At 59.1% G+C, this 22,196-nt stretch carries 17 protein-coding genes; 6 read left to right on the top strand and 11 right to left on the bottom strand.

What is annotated here, in order from left to right; all coding sequences use genetic code 11:
- Positions 1-6 precede the first annotated feature (6 nt).
- On the top strand, positions 7-1,215 hold the full coding sequence (lhgO, locus tag ACP7BS_RS27955) for an L-2-hydroxyglutarate oxidase (RefSeq protein WP_426240717.1): 1,209 nt from the start codon (positions 7-9) through the stop codon (positions 1,213-1,215).
- Between the two features lie 139 nt (positions 1,216-1,354).
- On the opposite strand, the gene ACP7BS_RS27950 is transcribed toward lhgO, so the two are convergent.
- From ACP7BS_RS27950 to ACP7BS_RS27920, 7 genes are all read right to left on the bottom strand, one after another.
- Positions 1,355-3,070 carry a glycerol-3-phosphate dehydrogenase/oxidase gene (locus ACP7BS_RS27950; protein ID WP_426240710.1) on the bottom strand — a complete coding sequence of 572 codons (1,716 nt, stop codon included), beginning with the start codon at positions 3,068-3,070 and terminating at the stop codon, positions 1,355-1,357.
- A complete protein-coding gene (locus ACP7BS_RS27945) occupies positions 3,067-3,843 on the bottom strand; it encodes a DeoR/GlpR family DNA-binding transcription regulator (RefSeq protein ID WP_426240709.1) in 777 nt (258 codons plus the stop codon). Before ACP7BS_RS27945 ends, ACP7BS_RS27950 begins: the two co-directional genes overlap by 4 nt.
- Positions 3,840-5,375 (bottom strand): FGGY-family carbohydrate kinase, encoded by a 1,536-nt coding sequence (locus tag ACP7BS_RS27940; protein ID WP_426240708.1) that lies wholly within the window; start codon positions 5,373-5,375, stop codon positions 3,840-3,842. Before ACP7BS_RS27940 ends, ACP7BS_RS27945 begins: the two co-directional genes overlap by 4 nt.
- A 360-nt stretch (positions 5,376-5,735) precedes the next feature.
- Positions 5,736-6,695: a D-ribose ABC transporter substrate-binding protein gene (locus ACP7BS_RS27935; protein WP_426130044.1), complete on the bottom strand. Its 960-nt coding sequence runs from the start codon at positions 6,693-6,695 to the stop codon at positions 5,736-5,738.
- Between the two features lie 34 nt (positions 6,696-6,729).
- Positions 6,730-7,860 (bottom strand): ABC transporter permease, encoded by a 1,131-nt coding sequence (locus ACP7BS_RS27930; protein WP_426240707.1) that lies wholly within the window; start codon positions 7,858-7,860, stop codon positions 6,730-6,732.
- Positions 7,861-7,886: 26 nt separating this feature from the next.
- Positions 7,887-9,428: a sugar ABC transporter ATP-binding protein gene (locus ACP7BS_RS27925; RefSeq protein WP_426240706.1), complete on the bottom strand. Its 1,542-nt coding sequence runs from the start codon at positions 9,426-9,428 to the stop codon at positions 7,887-7,889.
- Positions 9,425-10,081, bottom strand: coding sequence for a DUF2291 family protein (locus ACP7BS_RS27920; RefSeq protein ID WP_426240705.1), 657 nt, complete (start codon positions 10,079-10,081; stop codon positions 9,425-9,427). The genes ACP7BS_RS27925 and ACP7BS_RS27920 overlap by 4 nt, the downstream gene beginning before the upstream one ends.
- A 591-nt stretch (positions 10,082-10,672) precedes the next feature.
- Here ACP7BS_RS27920 and ACP7BS_RS27915 point away from each other — a divergent pair.
- From ACP7BS_RS27915 to ACP7BS_RS27900, 4 genes are all read left to right on the top strand, one after another.
- Positions 10,673-11,632, top strand: coding sequence for a sugar-binding transcriptional regulator (locus tag ACP7BS_RS27915; protein WP_426240704.1), 960 nt, complete (start codon positions 10,673-10,675; stop codon positions 11,630-11,632).
- Positions 11,633-11,657: 25 nt separating this feature from the next.
- Positions 11,658-13,229 carry an FGGY-family carbohydrate kinase gene (locus ACP7BS_RS27910; RefSeq protein WP_426240703.1) on the top strand — a complete coding sequence of 524 codons (1,572 nt, stop codon included), beginning with the start codon at positions 11,658-11,660 and terminating at the stop codon, positions 13,227-13,229.
- Positions 13,230-13,303: 74 nt separating this feature from the next.
- Positions 13,304-14,827: a glycerol-3-phosphate dehydrogenase gene (locus ACP7BS_RS27905; protein WP_426240702.1), complete on the top strand. Its 1,524-nt coding sequence runs from the start codon at positions 13,304-13,306 to the stop codon at positions 14,825-14,827.
- Between the two features lie 53 nt (positions 14,828-14,880).
- Positions 14,881-15,813, top strand: a complete 933-nt coding sequence (locus ACP7BS_RS27900) for a sugar phosphate isomerase/epimerase family protein (protein ID WP_426240701.1) — start codon at positions 14,881-14,883, stop codon at positions 15,811-15,813.
- A 156-nt stretch (positions 15,814-15,969) separates the two neighbouring features.
- Here the strand turns inward: ACP7BS_RS27900 and ACP7BS_RS27895 are convergent, their stop codons facing one another.
- From ACP7BS_RS27895 to ACP7BS_RS27880, 4 genes are all read right to left on the bottom strand, one after another.
- Complete coding sequence (locus ACP7BS_RS27895) at positions 15,970-16,560, bottom strand: 3'-5' exonuclease (RefSeq protein WP_426240700.1); 591 nt, start codon at positions 16,558-16,560, stop codon at positions 15,970-15,972.
- 386 nt (positions 16,561-16,946) lie between these two features.
- On the bottom strand, positions 16,947-18,242 hold the full coding sequence (locus tag ACP7BS_RS27890; protein WP_426240699.1) for a RhtX/FptX family siderophore transporter: 1,296 nt from the start codon (positions 18,240-18,242) through the stop codon (positions 16,947-16,949).
- Positions 18,239-18,622, bottom strand: coding sequence for a hypothetical protein (locus tag ACP7BS_RS27885; protein ID WP_426240698.1), 384 nt, complete (start codon positions 18,620-18,622; stop codon positions 18,239-18,241). Before ACP7BS_RS27885 ends, ACP7BS_RS27890 begins: the two co-directional genes overlap by 4 nt.
- A 1-nt stretch (position 18,623) precedes the next feature.
- The gene (locus ACP7BS_RS27880; RefSeq protein ID WP_426240697.1) at positions 18,624-20,828 is read right to left on the bottom strand and encodes a TonB-dependent receptor; all 2,205 of its coding nucleotides are present in this window, start codon (positions 20,826-20,828) and stop codon (positions 18,624-18,626) included.
- A 178-nt stretch (positions 20,829-21,006) separates the two neighbouring features.
- Here ACP7BS_RS27880 and ACP7BS_RS27875 point away from each other — a divergent pair, with 178 nt between their 5' ends.
- The gene (locus ACP7BS_RS27875) at positions 21,007-21,984 is read left to right on the top strand and encodes a helix-turn-helix transcriptional regulator (protein ID WP_426240696.1); all 978 of its coding nucleotides are present in this window, start codon (positions 21,007-21,009) and stop codon (positions 21,982-21,984) included.
- Positions 21,985-22,196: the final 212 nt, after the last annotated feature.

The raw sequence follows: 22,196 nt of genomic DNA, 5'->3' as shown, positions 1-22,196 counted from the left end.
GAGCGCGTGGCGGATTTCGATATCGTGGTGATTGGGGGTGGCATTGTCGGGGTATCGACAGCCATGCAGCTGTCGCAGCGGTTTCCCGGCCTTACCGTTGCAGTTTTGGAAAAGGAGCCGATGCTTGCCAGTCACCAGACGGGGCGCAACAGCGGCGTTATTCATGCAGGCGTTTATTATGAGCCCGGCAGCCTGAAGGCAAAATTCTGCCGCGAGGGCAGCGTTGCGACGATGGAGTTCTGCAAGGATTACGGCATCCGCTTCGAACAGCGTGGAAAAATGCTCGTGGCCAGCAGCCCGGAAGAGTTGCCGCGCATGGAAAAACTACAAGAGCGTGCTGTCGCCAACGGGCTTGAAGTCCATCGGATCAGCAAGGCCGAGCTGACAGAGCGAGAGCCGCATATTGCCGGTCTTGCGGCCCTCTTCATTCCAGCTTCTGGCATCGTCGATTATGGCGAAGTTACGCGGCGTATGGGTGCGCTTCTTATCGAAGCCGATGGCACGATCATGACCGATGTTGACGTCACGCGCATCGACGAACACGCCGAAGGTGTCGAAATCACCCTCGACACGGGAATGCTGCTGAGTGCCCGCCATGTCATCGTCTGCGCCGGCGTCAACGCCGACCGCCTCGCGCGGATGTGTGGCCTTGCCAAGGATATTGCGATTGTTCCTTTCCGTGGCGAATATTTCCGTCTCGGCGCCGACAAGAGCCACATCGTTAAACATCTCATCTATCCCATTCCGGAACCATCACTGCCATTCCTTGGCGTGCATCTGACACCGATGGTGGGTGGGTTCGTGACGGTCGGCCCCAACGCCGTGTTGGCATTTGCCCGCAACGGATACAGTTTTGGCAATATCAGTCCCAAGGATCTCTGGGAGATGATGCGCTTTCCCGGGTTTCGCCACGTCATGGCGAGCAACATGCGCTATGGGCTGGGCGAGATGGCCAACTCACTCAGCCGTCGCCGGTACCTTGCGTTGTGTCAACGCTATTGCCCGGAGCTGGAGCTGGCAGATCTGCACCCGCATCCGGCCGGCATCCGCGCCCAGGCGGTCAGCCGCGACGGCCGCCTGCTGCACGATTTCCTGATCGAACGCACGGCCCGCACAGTTCACGTCCTCAACGCCCCATCGCCTGCTGCCACGTCCGCGCTGCCGATCGGCAAATATATTGCCGATATCGCCGAGGTGCATTTCGGCTGTTCATGATTTACCTGAGCGATATCTTCGCGGCCGGTTCGGTGTCACAACACGGAGACAGTTGCAAACGAGCGGTATGGGGGCAGACCGTTATGCACGGTCTGCTGGCCGGCTCGAAAGCAGTCCCGCGAGCCTCGATCCCGCTCCTTCAGATGTGCATCAAGTTTCTGCCTTCGAGTTGCGTCACAGTCTCTGCAAATTCCTCGTTTGCCCGTTCGCAGTCCCAACCATAGGCAGCACCGACAACCGATGAAATCGCCTGCAAATCCTTGATCGTCAAAGACCCGGTGACGGCCAGTGTCGTGCGGCGCATCACGACATCTGCGAGATGTTCTACAAATTCGTTGCGGACGATGTAGTCGATTTCCGCCAGGCTGTAATCATGCGAATCCGGCAGGCGTTCAGTGCCGCTCCAGGCGCCTTCATGTCGTGCGACCTGAAGGGCGCGTGTCCCGTAGCGGGATAGAAGGGTGTCGATCCGCTGTAGGTCGAGCCCAGATACAGCCGATGTTTCGGTCAGCCACTGCAAACGTTGCGCTGCGTCTGCCGGGAAATTCCGGCCGCCACCGATCGGCATCGAGCGGGTGCTGACGGCACGGCTCCGCCCCAGGCGCTTGAGTACCGTATCGGCAACCTCTTCGGCGAAGCCGCGGAAAGTCGTCCACTTGCCGCCGATCAGCGAAATGATCGCAAAAGGACGCGTTTGATCCGGCTCAGTTACCGGGGCCGAATGATCGCGGCTGATCAGGCCAGCGATGGATGTATCCGATGCGGGCAGGGGCCGGATGCCGCTATAGGCATAGACGATCTGGTCGCGCGCAACATTCACGCCCGGCATCAGGGCGCTGACGCTTGCCAGCAAATAATCGACTTCGTCCTGCTCGCAGCGAACCGTATCCGGATTGTCAGCCTTCGTATCGGTCGATCCAACAAGGGCACGGCCGAGGTAGTCGAATACCAGGCAGATACGCCCGTCGTCGGCCTCGAAATAGACCATGCGGCCCGCAAGGCTGCGCACCAATTCGTCGTTGTTGAGCAGAATATGCGAACCCTTGGTGCCGCCAATCATTTTTGAGGGCGCGCCGAGCGCGGCGTTGACGTGGTCGATCCACGGGCCCGCACCGTTGACGACCAGTTTTGGCCGCGCTGAAAATGTGCCGCCCTTTGGGGCCTGAAAGGTCAGAAGACCGTTCGAGGCTGACGTCATCGTGGTGTAGTTGGCCGCCGCAGAGGTTTTGCTGGCCGCCAGGCCGTCTTCGATCAATTCAAGGACCAGCCGTTCGGGATGGCTGATCTTTGCGTCGTAATAGGTGCCTGCTGCAACGATCGAATTGGTCAGGACAGGCATCTCTTTTAGCGCGCGGCTGCGCCCGACCAAGCGATGGCGCGGCATGACCCGGTCGCGCGATCCGTAGAAATCGTACAGTGCCAATCCGATTTTTATGAGGACAGCGCCACGGCTGCGCGGTGCGCTGGTCGAGCCGAACAGCGTGCGTAGAGCAGCAGTTATGCCATTGAACCACGAAAAGATCGGGATGAGCGTCGGTAGCGGGGTGACATAGTGGGGCGCATTTTTGAGGAGAAGATTGCGCTCCAGCGTCGATTGCGCAACGAGGCCGAATTCGCCCGTCTCGAGATATTTAAGGCCACCATGGATCAGCCGCGAAGGGGCAGCACTGGTGCCGGAGCCGAAATCACCTTTATCAATGATCAGGCATCTCAGCCCCTGCGCGCAGAGATCGCGGAACAGGCCGGCGCCGTTGATGCCGGCGCCGAAAATGACGACATCGAAATCCTGTTCATTACCCAAGACGGTCAAGCGATCGACTGGACGCGGAGATGGTTCTTTTTGCAGTTGGTTCATGCCGGGTTTGTCCTGACGACGCGCAGGCGTACGCCCGCCTGTTCGAGTTTTTGCGCTTGAGCGTCGCTAATGCCGTCGGTCACCAGAACAGTGTCGAATGCGGTGAGTTCGTCCAACGCATGCAGAGCGACATTGTTGAACTTGTAATGGTCGACTAGCAGAATGCGCTGGTTCGACGCTGCCATCATCGCCTGCTTGACCCGCACCACCTGCGGATCCTGGATATAGGTGGTCGTCCCGGTGATGGCGGAGACCGAGCAGAAGAGGACATTGGCGCGCAGTCTGGAAACGGCGTTTTCGCAAACGATGCCGATATAGGCATTGTATGTCCGGTGATACTGGCCGCCAAGGCAGATGAAATCGATATCGTCGGCCGCCGTCAACAAAGCTGCCGTCGATAGACTGTTGCTGATAACCGTCAGCGGCTTGATATCCAGCAATAGCGGTGCAATGGCGCAGGTCGTGGTCGAATCGTCGAGCATGATGACCTGACCGGCTTCGATGTAATCAAGCGCAGCGCGCGCCAAAGCGTTCTTTTCGGCGGTTCCCACCGTCATACGGTAACGGAAGGCGCTCTCGTAGACACCGGATGGCTGCGCGGTCACGGCGCCATGCAGCTTGCGCAAGACCCCTTGCTGCGCCAGATGATCGATGTGGCGGTGGATGGTCATGCGCGACACACCGAAATGTTCGGCCAGATCGTCTAGCCGCACCTGGCCGAGCTTGATGACATAGTTGGCAATTTCTTCCCGCCGTTCGTCTGCCTTGATCACGCGCCGTCCCCCTCGGTTTTTTCTGCCAGTTGTTCGATATCCGGCCAAACCGGCTTCAGTGTTTCAGCAATGCGGCAGTAGAGCGAGAAGCGCCGGTTGAATTCTGCGCTGCGGGCCGGATCGGGCCGATATTGGCGTCCTGTCGCGCTCAGGTCGCGTGGATCGTCCTGGACCGAAGCGAACAGGCCAACGGCTGCGCCAGCGCACAGGGCTGCGCCAAATGCAGCCGCCTCATCGGTCGATGTCACCATGACCGGCATACCGAGGATATCGGCGAACATCTGCGCAAAGGCCGGGTTGCGCGACGCGCCGCCGGTAAGCCGCGCCTCCTTAAAGGCGAAACCGTCATGCAGCGCGTCGATATGGATTTTATGATTGAAGGCGATGCCTTCGAGGACGGCCTTCAGCATATCGCCGCGATCGTGCCAGCCGTGCAGCCCAAGAAAACTGCCGCTGGCAAGATTCCCATGGGGAGAGCCGAAGAGATAGGGATGGAAAAGGATAGTCGATGGTCTTTGCAGGGCGGCGTCTATCTCGTGCGCCAGCGTCTCATGGATCGACGTGCCGCTTTCGGCTGCTGCGTCCTGGTCCTTGCGGCACAGCGTGTCGAGGAACCAGTCGTAGTTTGCGGCTGAAGCAGGCGAGATCGCCATGTTGTTCCATCGCCCAGCATCAATGGCATTGCGGCAGAACCAGCGGGGATCGACGCGCACATTGGTGGAGACAACCTGGTTGATCGAATAGGTGCCTGCGACGATGCTGACGATATCATCGGCATGGCCGCCGATGCCAAGTGCGGAAGCGGTGACGTCATGCAGGCCGAACGCAACCGGCGTTCCGGCCTTAAGCCCTGTCAGTGCGGCAGCATCGGACGTGACGTATCCGGCGATCTCGGCGGAATGCGCCATCGGCGGCAGGGCTTCGAACACGTCGCCGAGGCCGAACAGGTGCATTGCTTCCAGTGAAAAGGCCTGGGTGTGGACATCGGTAAAAGACGTGCTTGCCTCGGTCCGGTCCATTCCGATCGTGCCCGTGAGGCAGAAGCGCAGCCAGTCCTTGCAGCCAAGCACATGGCCGATGCGTTTGTAACGATCCGGCTCGTGCTGTTTGATCCAGGCAAGCAGGGCCGAGGGAGCGGATACGTGGGGAATCTGGCCGGTCAGGGCCAGGGCTTCGCTGGACACCTTGCCGTCAGACCATTTGTCGATGACTGCGCCGGCGCGGCTATCGAGTGAAAGAATGCCCGGACCCAGAGGCTGCTTGTCTTCATCGAGCAGATAAAGGCCGTCGCCGTGGGCCGTCGCCGCGACCGCCTTGATATCGGATGCCGACCTGCCGCTAAGGGTAATCGCTTCGCGGATTGCCTCGGCCGTGGCGCTCCAAAGTCCCACCATGTCGCGTTCGACGAAGCGTGCCTGGGGCATGGATTGCGGCACGCGCCGCCGCGCGACTGAAAGCTGCGTCCCGTCGGCGTCAAAGATGACCGCCTTCGTCACAGTCAGTCCGTTGTCGATCCCCAGCAGGCTCGCCATGGCTTTTCTCGTCGTTAATCGGGCATCGAGACACCGTCATCCAGCGCAGAAGACGATACCATATTGTGATACGATATCGTATTTCAGTGTGAAATTAACGTCAAGGATTGTTATCTTTTTGAGGAGGCTTTTTCGGGGTATGCTACCGTCTGTAAGCAGAAGCGTGTGCGCGGAAATGCATCGCGATTCCGGCGATACCCGAGACTATAGAACTGCCAAGAAGCGCATTCACTGCAGAACACGCTGGGGATGCCGGGATGGCCACCATCAAGGCTTCTTCCGTTCATTCCGGAGCCGTTGATCGATGATTTGTCGATCGGAAGTCGAGATTGAGGGCGCCAGAGGCGCCCTCGGATAGTGTTACTCGGAGAGCGTGAACGGAGCCGTGTACTTGTCGACATTGTCCTTGGTGATCAGCAGGCAATCGAACAGCTGCTTTTCAGTCGCAGCGCCGGTCTTGCCCGTCTTGATGAAGGAATCAGCCTGCTTGACGGCTTCGGCCGAGAAGATGGCCACTGGCTGAAGCACAGTATATTCCAGTTCGCCAGCCTTGATGGCTGCGACAGCGTCCGGGGAGCCGTCGAAGCCGCCGACCTTGATGTTGGCAAGCTTGCCTGCTTCCTTCAGTGCGGCGATCGCACCGAGCGCCATTTCGTCATTGCCGCTGATCAGGCCGATGACGTCCGGATTGGCCTGGAGCAGGCTCTGCATCTTGTCGTGACCTTGTGTACGGTCCCAGTTGGCAACCTGCGAACCGACCTTTTCCAGGTCAGGATACTGGCTGAGAACCGTTTCATAACCGTTCGAGCGGGTTGCCGCATTGTTGTCCGAAGGGGCGCCGAAAAGCTCGACGTATTTTCCTTTTTCGCCGATGCTCTGGACCCACTGCTGGGCACCGAGTGCTGCACCTTGCGCGTTGTTGGAAACGAGCTGTGCCTTGGCCAAGCCTTCCTGGTTGATCTCGGCATTGACGAGGAAAACCGGAATGTTGGCAGCAATGGCCTTCTTCACGGCGCCGATGGAACCATCAGCGTTGGCCGGATCGAGGATGATCGCGACCGATTTGTTGGTGATCGCGGTGTCGATCAGGTTGCTCTCGGTGTTCGTGTCGCCCTTGGAGGCACCAACCGTTGCGGTGTAGCCAAGTTCCTTGGCCTTTGCAGCGGCCACTTCGCCTTCCGTGAACCAATAAGGGTTCGACGGGTCGTTGACGATGATCGAAATCAGGCCTTCGGCCGAAGCGGCCGTTGCCGACAGCGCCATGACCGGTGCAGCCAGAATGAAGCTGGCCAGCAGCATTCTCTTTGTCAGTTTCAACATATACTCTCTCCCTTGATTGTTGGTCGTATGCCAGTCAGCTGGCGATCTTCCCGTGAGTGGCATTGGCGGTCTGGCCTTTGCCGGTCGGTTGCAGAGAAGCGGATGGGCCGTCGGTCTCGGTCGTCTTCTTGACGCGGCGGCGATATTGAACGGCATTGAGCAGCACCGCGAGCACGATGACCGCGCCGGTGAAGACTGTTTGCCAGTAGGAGGAAATGCCGATGATCACCAAGCCATCGGACAAAAAGCCGATGACGAAGGCGCCGAGCAGGGTCCCACGAATATTGCCGCGGCCACCCGTCAGTGCGGCACCCCCGATCACCACGGCGGCGATGGCCGTCAGCTCGTAGGATGTACCGGCCGTAGGACCTGCAGAGGTCAGTTGCGAGGACAGGATGAGGCCGGCGATGGCGGCGCAGATGCCGGACAGCATGTAGACTGCCACCTGAACCTTCTTGACCGGAACGCCGCTGAGCTCTGCAGCGCGCTCATTGCCGCCGGTGGAATACAGCCAGCGGCCGAAAGCCGAGCGGTTGAGCACGAGGCTGCCGATGAGCGCCAGGACGACCAGAACGACGACGCCGATCGGAATGCCGGCGAGACGATTGAAGCCAAGCCAGTCGAAGCCGGTATTGCCCAGCTCCGCCTTGCCGCCAAGATTGTTGTAGGTCAGGCCATTGGTCATCAAAAGCGCAAAACCGCGCGCCACATACATCACGCCCAGCGTTGCAACGAAGGCCGGCACTTTGAAGCGGGCGATGAGAATGCCGTTGATCATCCCGACGAAGGCACCGAGTGCGCAGACGAGCAAGACGACGACCCAGATCGGTGGGTAGAGAACGACGCCAAGCGCGTTAAGCGTCACGCCTTGCATCAGGAAGCCTGCAACGACGCCGGCAAGGCCAAGCGTCGAGCCGACAGAGAGGTCGATGCCGCCATTCAGGATGACGAGCAGCATGCCGATCGCGAGAATCCCGTATATCGCCACGTGCGACGACATGATCAGGAAGTTGCTGACCGAGAAATAATAGGGCGACAGAAACGAGAAGACGACGATGATGGCAATCAGCGCGAAAAATGCCCGCCCTTCAAGCAGCAGCCTGCCCAGGTCAAAGCCATCGCGGAAAAGACCTGAACGAGGTGGGGTGGTGACTGAACTGGCCATAGTCAGGGCTCCATTAAACTCGGTAATCAGACATGCACGGCTTCGCCCGAGGCGGCCATGATCTCTTCTTTTGAAACATTGGCGCCGAACTGCGCTGAAATCTTGCCGCGCCGCATCACCACAACCCGGTGCGCAATGCTGAGACATTCGGCAACTTCGGACGTGGAGAAAACGACGGCGAGGCCCTTGGCCGCCCGTTCGCTCAGCAGGCGGAACACCTCGGCCTTTGCGCCGATATCGATGCCGCGGCTTGGCTCGTCGAGAAGAATGACGCGCGGATTGGTCGCCAGCATCTTGCCGATGACGACTTTCTGCTGATTGCCACCTGACAGCGAGCTGATCGCAGCGCTTCCACCATCGGTCTTGATATGAACCTTGCTGATCGCTTCATTGACGACGGCCTGCTCACCGGAGCGCGACATCAGCATGCGCCGGGTGAAGCTTGCGATGCTGGCGAGCGACAGGTTCTGGCCAACCGACATGGTCTGAACCAGGCCGTCCCGCTGGCGATCTTCCGGGACGAGGACCAAACCCCTGTCGATGCGCTGCGAGATGCTGAGGCGCGTGATGTCGTCGCCTTCGACGATCACACGGCCGCCGCTCAGCGGCATCCGTCCGGCAACCGCTTCCAGCAGTTCTGTGCGGCCCGCCCCCATCAGTCCATAGATGCAGACGATCTCGCCGGCCTTGACCTCAAGCGACAGCTGATCGACGACCGAATAGCCGGATCCTGAGGCGTCATCGACGCTGACATTCTCGATCGACAAGGCAGTCTCGCCGAACGCGTAGCCTGTTGGCGGGGAACCGAGATCGAAGTTTTCGCCGACCATGTTGCGAACGATCCACTCCAGGTCGATGTCTTTTGCCTCGGCATTGGCCGTCATGGCGCCATCGCGCAACACGACGGCGAAATCGGTGATCTGCAGCGCTTCTTCCAGGTGATGGGATATATAGACGATCGAGACGCCCCGGCTGGTCAGGTCACGGATCACCTTGAACAGCACTTCGACTTCCGTCGCGCTCAGCGCAGATGTCGGTTCGTCCATGATCAGAATGCGGGAATCGACCGACAAAGCGCGGGCGATCTCGACGATCTGCTGCTGTCCGAGCCGCAAATCCTCGACAAGGGTCATTGGGTCGATGTCTTCCTCAAGGTCGGCCATCAGGGCTCTTGCCTGCCGCGCTTCTTCGGCAAAATCCACGCCGGTTGCGGTGCGGATTTCGCGCCCCATGAAGATATTGTCGCGGACGCTGAGATTGGGCGCCAGGCTGAGTTCCTGATGAATGATCGATATGCCGCAGTCGCGGGCATCGGAAGCCGATGAGAAATGCACCACTTCGCCGTCAAGCACGATATCACCAGACGTCGGCGTCACCACGCCGGACAGGATCTTCATCAACGTCGACTTGCCGGCACCGTTCTCCCCGAAAAGTGTGGTGACCTTGCCGCGGTGGATATCGAAGTTGACGCCCTTGAGCGCATGGACGTTGCCATAGGACTTGGCAATGTTCCGCGCGGACAGGACGGCGTCGTCGGACGCCGGAGGCGTTGCAGGTAAAGGCTTCATTGCACGTCCAGCCTTACCGGCGTGACCAGCCAGTTTTTCGGATTTATCAGTTTGAACGCACCAATGATCGATACCGTCTTGCCGGTCAGCTGGCTTGTGTCGATCTGGGCAAGAACGTCTTTCTTCAGCTGGTTGTTGAGAGCTGAACCCGCATCCTGATATTCGATCTGGTTGGTAAATTGGCCGAACGCGATCGTGCCGGTGGCATCACGCAGTTCCGTTCCATTGATGGCTGGACCGGTTTGCACGCGGACGCGCACCGTGTCGGGGATGCCCTCGACCTTGACGTCGTAGATCCCCGATTTCGCTTCGCCGAAAACGCCGGTCAGCTTGACGGACATAACAGCGCCAGTACCTGCAGAAACGCCATACGTCTTCTCGGCGGCAGGCCGGTCGCTGGCGATGGCAGCAGCCAGCGTTGCAGCATCGACCGCGCGCTCTTCAACACCGGCCTTTACCTTCGGGAACTCCGTTGCGCCGTAATCGGCAGCGGAAAATACCCCGGCCTTCACGTCATCGCTCGAGCCGATTCTAATGACCTTGGTATCGAGCGCCATTGCGGCAAGGACAATCAGCACGGCAGCCGAGGCCATGATCCGGCCCGTGTTGGACTGCTTGCGGCCCTTCTTTGCGATGTAAGACTGTGAACTCATATCGTGCCGACCTGTACTTGATGTTGGATCAATAGCGGGCGCAACGCTCGTAGCGGTGCAGTTTGCGGGAGATGGCTAATGCCAGCGCTTCGAACCGTGATCGTCTGCATGATTACTCCTCCTCAGCTCTCTGCGCGCGGCGATATCCCCCCACCCGCGCAGCGCATTTCCGCATCTTTGCCAGAACCCCATCAGTCTTGTTACCCAAGCATTATAACTTACCCCAATAGTGTGATACGTTTCCACGCATGTCAACGCCTACAGCGTTAAGATAAAGCTATGGAGTGATACGTTTCCATGTTGAGCAAACCCGAAGCCCAGGAGGGAAGCCCAAACCCCAGCAAGGCCGCGCAACCAGTAACCCTTAAAAACCGCATGGATCCCAACGTTTTCCAAGTTGGAAGGCTCGCATTCAAGCTGAAGTCAGCAGCCTCAAAAGCCCTTTTCTTTCATCATGTTCCTTCAAAAATCTGCATGTGATAATCAAGGGATATCGTGTGATCTTGTTGACTTAAACTACGCTTTGTGTAAAAAAATGCAATAGGTGAAATTAATTACATTTTTGCAGCGATAGGTATGGGAGGAGAGAGGGTGCGAACGGTTACAACTCGCGACCGCGACGACAGCCTGGCCGTCCGCGCAGCATGGCTCCATTACGTCGGCGGCTTGACGCAGGCGGAGGTTGCCTCCCGGCTCGGCATACCGAACGTGAAAGCACATCGGCTGATCATGTGGGCAAACCAGAATGGGGTGGTAAAGTTCTCCATCCATGGTGAAGTGACCGAATGCGTTGCCATCGAAACCAAGATCGCTGGCCTGTTCGGGCTGGATTATTGCGAAGTCTTGCCGGACCTTTATGACAAGAGCCTGCTGATGCGCGCGCTCGGCGTTGCCGGCGCTGAATTCCTGCAACGTGAAATCAAAAATCTGCAGGGCCAGGTGATCGGCATCGGCAACGGCCGCACATTGGCTGCGGCTATTGCCGCCATGCCGAATGTGGACGCCGGAGATGTGCGGTTTGTGTCACTTCTTGGCGGCCTGACGCGCAATTATGCGGCAAACCCCCACGACGTCATGCATCGCTTGGCCGAAAAAACCGGCGCGGTGTCCTATGTCATGCCCGTGCCGTTCTTTGCCAACTCGGTCGAGGACCGGGAGGTGCTCCTGTCTCAGCGTGGCGTGCGTCACGTCTTCGACCTGGCCGCCCGCGCCGATCTGATGCTGATCGGTATCGGCACGGCAGAACTCGATTCGCAACTCGTCGTGTCGCAGATGATCGAGGTTCCCGAGATGCAGGATGTCCGCGATCACGGCGGGGTCGGCGAGATGCTCGGCCATTTCTTCGATGCGGGTGGCAAGCCTGTCGAGACGACGCTGGGTGAACGGACGCTATCACCAAGCCTGGAAAGCATGAAGGCACGCCGCATCGTCGCCATCGCCGGTGGGCCGGGCAAAATCCCGGCAATTCGCTCGGCATTGCTGAGCGGCTGTCTCAGTGGACTGATCATCGACGAACAGACGGCATCGGCGCTAATCAACGATGCGTCCTGAAGTCGTTAAAGAATTGGAGACCCTGATGCCCCATGCCGGCAAAGATATCCTGATCGGCATCGATGCTGGAACTTCGGTGATCAAGGCAGTCGCCTTCGATCTGGCGGGCCGCCAGATTGCTGAGGCTTCCGTGCCGAACAGCTATTCCACGGGTGAGGACGGTGCGGCATTTCAGTCGCTGGCAAAGACTTGGGCCGATTGCGCCCGCACGATCCGCGATCTCGGCACCAAGGTCGAGGGTCTTGCGCAGCGCACGGCAGCACTCGGCGTGACCGGGCAGGGCGACGGCACCTGGCTTGTGCGAAGGGATGACACACCGGCAGCGGACGCCTGGCTTTGGCTCGATGCGCGCGCGGCACCCACCGTGCGTAAGCTCTGCGCTTCTCCGAACGACCGCGCCCGTTTCGAAGCCACGGGGACCGGTCTTTCCACCTGTCAGCAAGGTGCTCAACTGGCGCATATGACGTCCCAAAGCCTTGAGCTGCTCGAGCATGCCGATATTGCCCTGCACTGCAAGGACTGGCTTTACCTGAACCTGACCGGCGTGCGGGCCACCGATCCGTCGGAGGCAAGTTTCACGTTCGGCAATTTTCGCACGCGCCAGTATGACGACACCGTCATCGATATGCTTGGCCTAACCGCAAAGCGCCGGCTGTTGCCGGAGATCATCGACGGAACGCAGGTCAGCCATCCGCTCTCCGCAGCTGCGGCCGCGCAGACCGGGCTTCTGGAAGGCACGCCGGTGAGCCTTGGTTATGTCGATTTCGCCTGCACCGCACTCGGCGCCGGCATCTTTACGGAGGGAAAGGCATCGGCCTGCTCGACAATTGGCTCCACCGGCATGCACATGCGCGCGATGGCGGTTGATGAAGTCGTCCTGAATGCCGAATGCACAGGCTATATGGTCGTCCTGCCGATATCGGGCATCGTCGCCCCGGCACAATCAAATATGGCAGCGACGCTCAATATCGACTGGGCACTCCGGATGGCCGGCGATCTGTTGAGCGAAATGGGGCATCCGGTTACCCATGCCGAGCTGGTCGGGCGGATCGAGGGTTGGCTTGCGGCAAGCCGTCCGGGTGCTATCCTGTATCACCCCTATATTTCGGAGGCCGGAGAACGCGGGCCGTTCGTCAACCCGGATGCCCGCGCCGGGTTCATCGGCTTGAGCAGCGGACACCGATTTCCCGATCTTCTGCGGGCGGTGGTCGAGGGGCTTGGAATGGGCACGCGCGATTGTTATGCGGCAATGGGTGGAATGCCTGCCGAACTACGGATGACGGGCGGAGCCGCGCGTTCACCGGCATTGCGCTCGGTTATCGCCGCCGCCGTCGGATCGCCGACCCGCGTCTCATCGCGTGAGGAGGCGGGTGCCGCAGGCGCTGCGATGATCGCCGCCGTCGCCATCGGTGTGTACGAGGACATGAACGCCTGCATCGCCGAATGGGTGACGCCGCTGCTTGGTCCTGCGGAAGCACCGGATCGTGGGCTGGTAGAGACCTATTCCCGAATGTTTCCGGCCTACCTGAACGCCCGCCGCGCGCTTGAGCCGGTGTGGGACGCGATGGCAGAGCGTACAAGCGGCGGACCAAATTGACGAATTTTGGCGCTAACGGCCCGAAGGCTGGTACAGCGCCTCCATCACGATTGGCCATGCCAAAGGAGAGTGACATGAATGATTCCCGGATGATCGACCTGTTCATTATCGGGGGCGGCATCAACGGCGCGGGCATCGCGCGTGATGCGGCGGGCCGGGGTCTATCGGTTATCCTGTGCGAAAAGGATGATCTCGCGCAGGGAACATCGTCCCGATCGGGTAAACTTGTCCACGGCGGCCTGCGCTATCTTGAATATTACGAATTCCGTCTCGTACGAGAGGCCTTGATCGAGCGTGAAGTCCTTCTGAATTCAGCCAGCCATATCATATGGCCGATGCGCTTCGTCCTGCCGCACAGCCCGGACGATCGTCCGGCCTGGCTGGTGCGGCTTGGCCTGTTTCTCTACGATCACCTCGGTGGCCGCAAGAAGCTGCCGGGCACCCGCTCGCTCGATCTGCGCCGCGATCCCGAAGGCGCACCGATCATGGACAAATACGTCAAGGGCTTCGAATATTCCGATTGCTGGGTGGACGATGCCCGCCTTGTCGTTCTCAACGCCGTCGGTGCTGCGGAAAAGGGTGCCGAGATCCTGACCCGCACGGCCTGTACCAGTGCACGGCGCGAAAATGGCGGCTGGACCATCCAGATGCGCGACGAACGCACTGGGGAAATGCGCACGGTGCGCGCCCGCGTCGTCGTCAATGCCGGCGGCCCCTGGGTCAACGATATCGTCGGCCGTGTTGCCGGCTCAAACAGCCGCCGCAATGTGCGTCTCGTCAAAGGCAGCCACATCATCGTGCCGAAATTCTGGGAAGGCCAGCACGCCTACCTGGTGCAGAACCACGACAAGCGGGTCATCTTCATCAACCCCTACGAAGGTGACAAGGCGCTGATCGGCACCACCGACATTCCCTATGACGGCGCCCCGGAAGAGGTGAAAGCGGAGGAAAGCGAAGTCGAATACCTGCTGGCTGCCGTCAACCGCTACTTCAAGGAAACGCTGCGGCGGGAGGATGTGCTTGAGACCTTCTCCGGCGTGCGGCCGCTGTTCGACGACGGCCAAGGCAACCCGTCTGCGGTAACACGCGATTATACGTTCGATCTCGATGAAACCGATGGTGCGCCGCTTCTGAGCGTGTTCGGCGGCAAGATCACCACGTTCCGCAAACTGTCCGAACATGCGATCGAGAAAATTGCCAAATTCTTCCCGGCCATGGGCGGAAATTGGACACGCCAATCGATGCTGCCGGGCGGCGAAATCCCGAACGCCGATTTTATCCAGTTCACCGAAAGCCTGCGCCGCGCCTATCCCTGGATGCCGCGCGCCCTTATCCACCACTATGGCCGCCTCTATGGCTCGCGGATCGACAAGATCATCGGCAACGCAACCACGCTGAACGGTCTTGGCCGGCATTTCGGTGCCTATTTGTACGAGGCCGAAGTGCGGTACCTGATGGCGCACGAATGGGCGATGACGGCCGAAGACATCCTTCAGCGCCGGACAAAGCAGGGCCTGCATTTGAGCGCAAGCGAGAAGGCAGCCTTTGCCGCCTGGTTTGAGGCGGACAGTGCACAAGGCGCCCGAGCCTCCGGGTAAAATGCGCACTACCTACGTCGTCATCGTCTGCAATCTGAACCTGAGAAGCTGCCATGTCCCTGACCCTGTCGCTGAATACCAATCCACTGGTCAACCGTTTCGCCGCGCCCGACGACCTTATCGACACCGTTGCGCGTGACCTGAAGATCCGCGACCTGCAACTGACCCATGAATTCATCAATCCGTCATGGCCAGCGCCGGTGATCCGCCGGGTGACACGCAGTTTCCGCGCCGCCCTCGATCGAACCGGCGTGCGCGTCACGTCCGGCATGACCGGCCCCTATGGGCGGCTCAACCATTTCGGTCACCCCGACCGCGACGTGCGGCGCTATTATGTCGACTGGTTCAAGACCTTCGCCGACATCTCCGCCGACCTCGGGGCAAAATCCGTCGGTACGCAGTTCGCCATCTTCACCTTTGCCGATTTCGATGATGCGCAACGCCGTGAAGACCTCACCCGGATCGCCATCGACTGCTGGGCCGAGGTGGCAGAGCACGGCAAGTCGGCCGGGCTGGATTACGTGTTCTGGGAGCCGATGTCGGTGGGGCGGGAGTTCGGCCATACCATTCAAGAATGCATGGCGCTGCAGGACAGGCTGAGTGCAGCCAATATGGCAATCCCGATGTGGATGATGGCTGATATCGATCATGGCGACATCACCTCACCGGATCCAGACGACACCGACCCCTATGCCTGGGCGCGGGCAGTGCCGAAGGTCTCGCCGATCATCCATATCAAGCAGAGCAAAATGGACAAGGGCGGTCACCGTCCCTTCACCGCCGAACACAATGCCACGGGCCGGGTTCAGCCGGAGCCCCTGCTGGCAGCGTTCCTCAAGGGCGGTGCGGTGGACAACGAGATCTGCCTGGAACTGTCGTTCAAGGAACGCGAACCGGATGACCGCAACGTCATTCCCGCCATTGCCGAAAGCATCGCCTTCTGGGCTCCGCATATCGATACGGGTGCAGCGGATCTGAAAATCTGAGGAAGCCTGATTGTGGCTGTCCACGATGGCTATCGCGGCCGGTTTCGCAAACGTGCGCGTATAATATTGCTTAAGATGCGGCACATCTTGGGCGATGGAAGCCGGCCTGTCCCAGCTGCAATTTCGAGCTTCCAAAGCTCCCGGCAGTCGACGTCTTCATTTTTTTCTGCAGGTGCAAGCGTCGTAGCCGCCTGAAAACAGCCGGCCGGCCTTCATGCCGATCAGCGCCGGAATGTCGCGGATATGCGGAACGCGCAGAGACCGGGCAACCGCAATCGCGGCTTCCGCACAGACTGCCGCGTCTTCAGCAGCGTTGTGATGCTTGAAGGTCAGGCCGAGATGACTGGCGAGGATATTGAGCTTGTGCGATCCGAGATGCGGCCAGACCTTTTGCGCCATCTTTACCGAGCAGAGATAGGATAGTTCCGGGTAAGCCCGCCGGTAGAGATCGAGGCAGGAGCGCCAGACACTGAAATCGAAAGCGGCATTGTGGGCGATCATCGTCGCTCCGCGAAAGTCATCAGTGAATTCGTCCATCACCTCCGGAAACTCGCCAGCATTCTCCACATGCTCAGGGCGGATGCCATGAATGGCAATGTTGAAGGATGAAAAGCGCATGTCTCTGGGACGGATCAGCCGTTCCTCCACCCGGGTGACCCGGCCATCCTCAATCCAGGCCAAACCAACGGAACATGCACTGCCACGCTGCTCGTTGGCGGTTTCGAAATCAATTGCGATTGTCTTCAAGGGGAGATCTCGGTTGGTCTTGCCGTGCTTCTAGCGTTGGGCGATTCATTTGGAAAAGACAAGCTCTGCAACTGTTGCATGTCATCACAAAATCGACCTGTTACGACGCCAGCGTTTTCTCCTTCCGTTAGAGGCGCTCCTGTAAATCTTGGTTTTGCACCGATCCATGTGCCCGGAAGGCGTTAAAGAAGACCGATTGTTCGTGTCTTACGTCCTTGCGCGGTTTTAGCCATCAATCGTCATGTGATTTGACAAGACCGCCTCCTATACTGGCACGCCAACAGACTCGTCAGCGTCAAAGGATTTGGGCTGTACGCAAGGGGTAAAACCGGCTTGGGCAGGTTTCCTTGAATCCGTTTTCTCAAGTGTAAGAAACTGCGGTGTGGTTAGACCGTCTCGTGGGCTTTCAGCTCGCCGCATGATGCCGCCTCCGGATCTTGTTTGTCGATACGGCTCAGCTTTGCCAACAGCCTGACGGTAAAGATCACGGCTGCAGCCGAGATGATGGTGGAAATCGAAAAAAGAACAACATACCCGAAGCGATCCGCCAAGCTGCCTGCCAGTACCGAACCGATCAGGTACACAATGATCTGCGCGCAGGACAGGATGGTGAAATCCGTTCCAGGCTGGTCCTTTGACGATACGGACATGAAGAGGCTGTAGAGGGCGACGATCTCCATGTAGCGGATCAGGGTCTGGAAACCGGCGGCGCCGAGCAGGACCCACATGCCGGTGAGATGGCCGATGGCGTGAAGACTAAACAACAGGAAGCAGATGGTTCGCAGAACGCCGAGCAAAAGCAAGGTGCCGCCTGCTCCGGTGCGCCTTACCAGACCCGCGGCGATGAAAGAGCCGGCGATACCTGCCGTTGCCGCCGCAATGCCGCTGAGATAGCCGATGGCCGACAAGGGAAGCCCTGCATCGACGAGATAAGAGCCTTCCATCGATTTTACCAGACCCTCGCTTGCGCGGTAGGTCAGAGCGATTGCAAGGACGGTCACGGCTTCCGGGCGCTGGAGGAAGGATTTGAGCGATGGCTTGACGGCAGGTCTGAAGACCTGAGTGTCGGCGTCTTCCGGCATGAAGGCAATGGCAAATAGAGGAAGCACTGAAACGACCGCGATCGTCAGCACCATCGCCTGCCAGCCAACCCAGCCGTACAGCAGGAGTGACAGAGTGCCACCGATGATCACGCTGAAGGCGACTGCGGCGCCCTGAATGGCGTTGCCGACCGGACGATCCTCTTGCCTTAATGCCAGGGTCGCATAGCCGTCGGTCGCAATGTCCTGCGTCGACGTCAGCACCGCAATGACAAAACCGATCACCAGAATTGCGGTGACATTGGTCGGGTCGACGAAAACCAACGAAGCAATCGCCAGAACCGTGCCGAGTTGCGTCGGCAGGATCCAGCTGCGCCGGTGGCCGATCGCCATCAGCTTCAGCCGGTCGACAAGCGGCGCCCAGAGAAATTTGACCGTCAGCGGGATCATCAGAAGTGCCAGCAAGCCTATGGCTGTCCGAGATACGCCGAGTTCGCGCATGATCGGCGGAACTGCGGCAACCAGCAGATAGCCAGGAATACCCTGCGCAAGATAAAGCCCGGCGAGCACCGAAAACAATCTCAGGCGCCTTCCGTCGATCCGGCGTTTGAAAGTGTCCTGGAGATCGGAGGGGGTACTCATGCTTGTGGCCTTTCCTGGCACAAATGTGTCCTGGCAAATTCCATGGCTTCACCGAGGTCGGACGTGACGTGCACCGGTATTTGCCAAAGCCGTGCAAAGGACTGCTGTGAACGGGGATTGGGTTTGTCGCGGACAAGCGCCAGTGCCCGGCAGCAGCTCGATACCTGTGCGCGGGTCGCCTTGGCCCATTGCGCCTGTCGGATTTCACCGTCGCGGGAAAGATGGAAGTGACCGGATATATCAACCACCATGACATAGGCGCCGGTGAGCGCACCGATCGTTTCGAGAGCCACGAAATATGCTGCTTCATCGCTTTCGGCATGTGGCGGACCGAGGTGGAGATGGACTATGCCATCTCCTTCCATGTCGAGACGAACCATTTTAGAACGTCACCTTGTAGCCGACCGAGATCGTTCGGCCATAGCCGTTGACGACATTGTTGCGCGTCGCGCTGGCCGTCGGGTTCATGTAGTCCGTATCGAACAGGTTCTCGATGCCAACGCTCAGATCTCCCGCTCCGACCTTGCGGCTTGCCAGAATGTTGACAAGGGCCGCGCTCTTGATTTCCGGTGCCGTGGTGATCTTGTCGCGGCCGGTGAAGAACTGAACTTCGCCACGCAGATTGAGGCCATTTTCAAACGCGTAGGTTCCATAGACCGTCCCATGCACTGGTGTTGCGATGCGGTTGTTTGGCAGCCAGGCATTTACGCTGCCGCTGCCAGTGGTGTCGTAGCGCCCTTCGCGGTAACCCAGAATGCCGCCGACGGTCAGGTTGTCGGTCGCATGCCACCAGCCTGTCGCTTCGATACCCCAGATTTCCTCCTTCTGCTGCGAGACGCGGTTCGACGCCACGTCGTAATTGACGCCGTCATCGGAGGTCGAAAGGAAGGCGGACAGGGAGCCGCCATAATCGGCGGTGCCGCCGCGCAGGCCGATTTCGTAATTGTTGACGACTTGCGGGTCGGGGGCAATATCGGCGTAGCTGACCGTGAAGTCGGGAGCGCCGGCACCAGGGCAAACGAGGGCGCCGTAGGCGTCGCACAATTCGGCAGTGCTGTTTGCACCCGCGCGCCGGGTAAAGCCGCCGACATCGGTCAGCGAAAACCCTTGCGAGAAGCCGCCGAAGAGCTGAACGTCCGGTGTCAGATCAAACGTCGAGCCGAGGTTGAAAGTCCAGTTGTCATAGTCGAACGTGCCGCCCAAGACATTGATGCCGGGAAAGACCCGGTTGATATAGAAAATCGATGGGCGGACGAAATTTTCGACGTTGAGGTGATAGCGTTCATACCGCAGACCGCCTTGAACCTGCCAACGGTCGGTGAGCGGCACCTGCAGTTGCGCGAAGGCGGCAATCGAATTCTGCGTCATCGGGCTGATGACATCAAGGCCGTTGTTCAGTGTCTGATAAGTATTGTCATGGGTGAAATCGGCACCCCAAGTAAGCGAAGCGCCTTCACGCAATGCGTCCAGCGGGGATTCCACGGTGGCGTTCAGTCCGGCGCGCTTTGTGTAGAGTGTCGTCTGCGCATAGGCCGCCTGCGGGCTTGCGGGGTTGCCGGAATAGTAAACCTGATTGTTGTAGATCGCGTCGTACTGAGTGAACGGAAACCGTTTCGCCATGTCGTTGTAGAATGACCTGACCTCCAGCGAGCCGAGCGCGAAGTCGGTATCGGTATAGCGTGCGTTGAAATATTTCGAATCTTCCTGGACCGATTTCCCGGAATAGGGCGCTGCTAAATTGGGAGAGGTCGGATTGGACCTGAGATTGGTGAACCAGTCGGGGCTCTGGTCCATGCGCACGATTTCGCCGGAAATTTCAAAGCGCCGGGTATCGACTTCATAGCCTAGGCGGGCATAGAGATCGCCGAACTTCGTGCGATCGCCGCCGCCCTGTCCAAGCATCGCGTCGGAGGGCAGTTCGTTGCCATCGCTGTCATAGGCGAGGCGGCTTTTTTTGCCGGTCGCCGAAAGCAGGTAATCGAAATCGCCAATCTTTTGCGTCGCTGAAACAGAGACTTCCGGGCCTGCCGACTTGCCGAGATTCTCGGTGAACGCCTTGACCTTGGTCTCGACCGTGACCACTGGTTTGTCGGTGGCATCCTTCTTGGTGATGAAGTTGATCGTGCCGCCGGTCGCGCCTGAGCCATAGAGGCTGCTGGCACCATTGACCACTTCAATGCGTTCGACGCGGGAAAGATCGATCAACGACATGGTCCGCGAGACATCGCGCAGCGGCGTGTTACGCGGAACACCATCGACAAGCACCAGAACGCCGCGGCCGCGAAAGCTTTCCGACGCACCTGAAAGCGTCTGGTTGGCAACGGAGAAGCCGGGGACGAATTTCGAGACCGCGGTTGCGGCATCGTTTGTCAGCTTCAACTGCTCGGCGATCTCGTTCTGGTCGATAACGATCACCGATCCGGGAATGCTGGAAATGGGCCTCTCGGCACGTGTTGCCGTCACGACCAGCGTTTCCAGGGCCGTGGCGTCGCCACCGCCTGGCTTTTCTTGTGCAAAAGCCGACAGCGGAAACGAAACGAGCGGAAGCAGCGCTAAGCAAGTGCTTGCGCGCAGTTGATGATGCATACGATGCTCCTCAATGTCCCTCGGTGCCAACAAAGCATGGGAAAGCTCTGGTCCCCGGCGCCCGAAAGGTTTAAACATGTGTCTATTAGTCATGTTTAAACTGTTCGGGCAGGCGCGGCTTGGATTGGCGCGAAGTAGACACTGCTGAAAACGAACAATTGTAAGGTCTGTGAAAAAGTTGCAATTATATCACAATGATCCGGGCATCGAACGCGGCACCTTCAGCCCACTTCATTTCGATACCGCCGGGTTCGACGAGGCACATACCCGCGATCTCTGCACGGAGCTTCTTTCCGGCGTCGTCGGCAGTATCGTCCTTGACGCCGAAGCCGATGGCTTAAAGGGCCTGCATGGGATGCTGTGCCAGGTTGATGATCTCAGTGTCACCTCATGTTTTTTCCCGCCCAAGTCGCTGCATATTCGGGGCGAGGGACGACAGGACTGTGGCCGTATCTTGATGCTGCGCAGCATGGAGGGTCCCTTGTCGGTCAAACAGAATGGCCTGCGGGTTGAGGCACAGTCAGGCGATTTTTTGTTTCTGTCGGGTGAGCGGCCATTCACGTGGTCGCTGCCGGAGGGAGGGCGAGTGGATTGCGGCAGCGTTCCGGCTCATTCCTTCGGCATGCCACCGGAAGCGATCGACCGGCTGCTGTTACGGCCAATCCCCAAATCATTTCCACCCCTGCAACTGCTGATCACCTATGGGGCTTACCTTTTGATGCGCGGGCCACACTCGCTGAAAGAGGCGGAGATGGCCAACACCCACTTCAACGAAATCCTGCCGCTTGTTATCGCCTATCTCGACCGGCAACCCAAAACGGTATCGGCAGCCGGACGCTTGTTGCCGGTGAAGGACTACATCAACACCAACCTGATCGACAGCGACCTTCATATCGGCTCGGTTGCTGCGGTGCTTGGCGTGACGCCCCGCTATGTCCAGAAGCTATTTCAGCAGGAAGGGACGACTTTCTCGCGGTACCTTCTCGACAGGAGACTGACCGCGGCCAAGAAGCGGCTGTTGCAGAACAACGGTGCAAAACCGATCAGCGCCATCGCCTATGATGTTGGCTTCGGCGACCTGTCCTATTTCAATCGCACCTTTCGCAAGCGCTACGGAATGGCACCATCCAGCGTCGGCAAGGCCCGGATTGGTTAGCAGCAGCCTGCAACGCATGAAGACATCCTCTGCGCCTCTACAGGAACATTGGCCGCGCCCGATAAATTCCGTCACACGGCCACATCTGCATAAGCTCCATTGGCGGCGTGTGGCGGTGATTTGGGCGGCTTGTGGCGGTCGATGACTATGCCGTGACGCCGTGTTCGCCATTCCGGCATCGTTTATCGCTTGCGGGGTTGGTGACGAAACAG

Source organism: Pararhizobium sp. DWP1-1-3, from assembly GCF_049896125.1.
Lineage (GTDB): Bacteria > Pseudomonadota > Alphaproteobacteria > Rhizobiales > Rhizobiaceae > Pararhizobium.
Note: the sequence above shows the minus strand (reverse complement) of the source record. Positions and strands in the feature narration are given on the sequence as shown.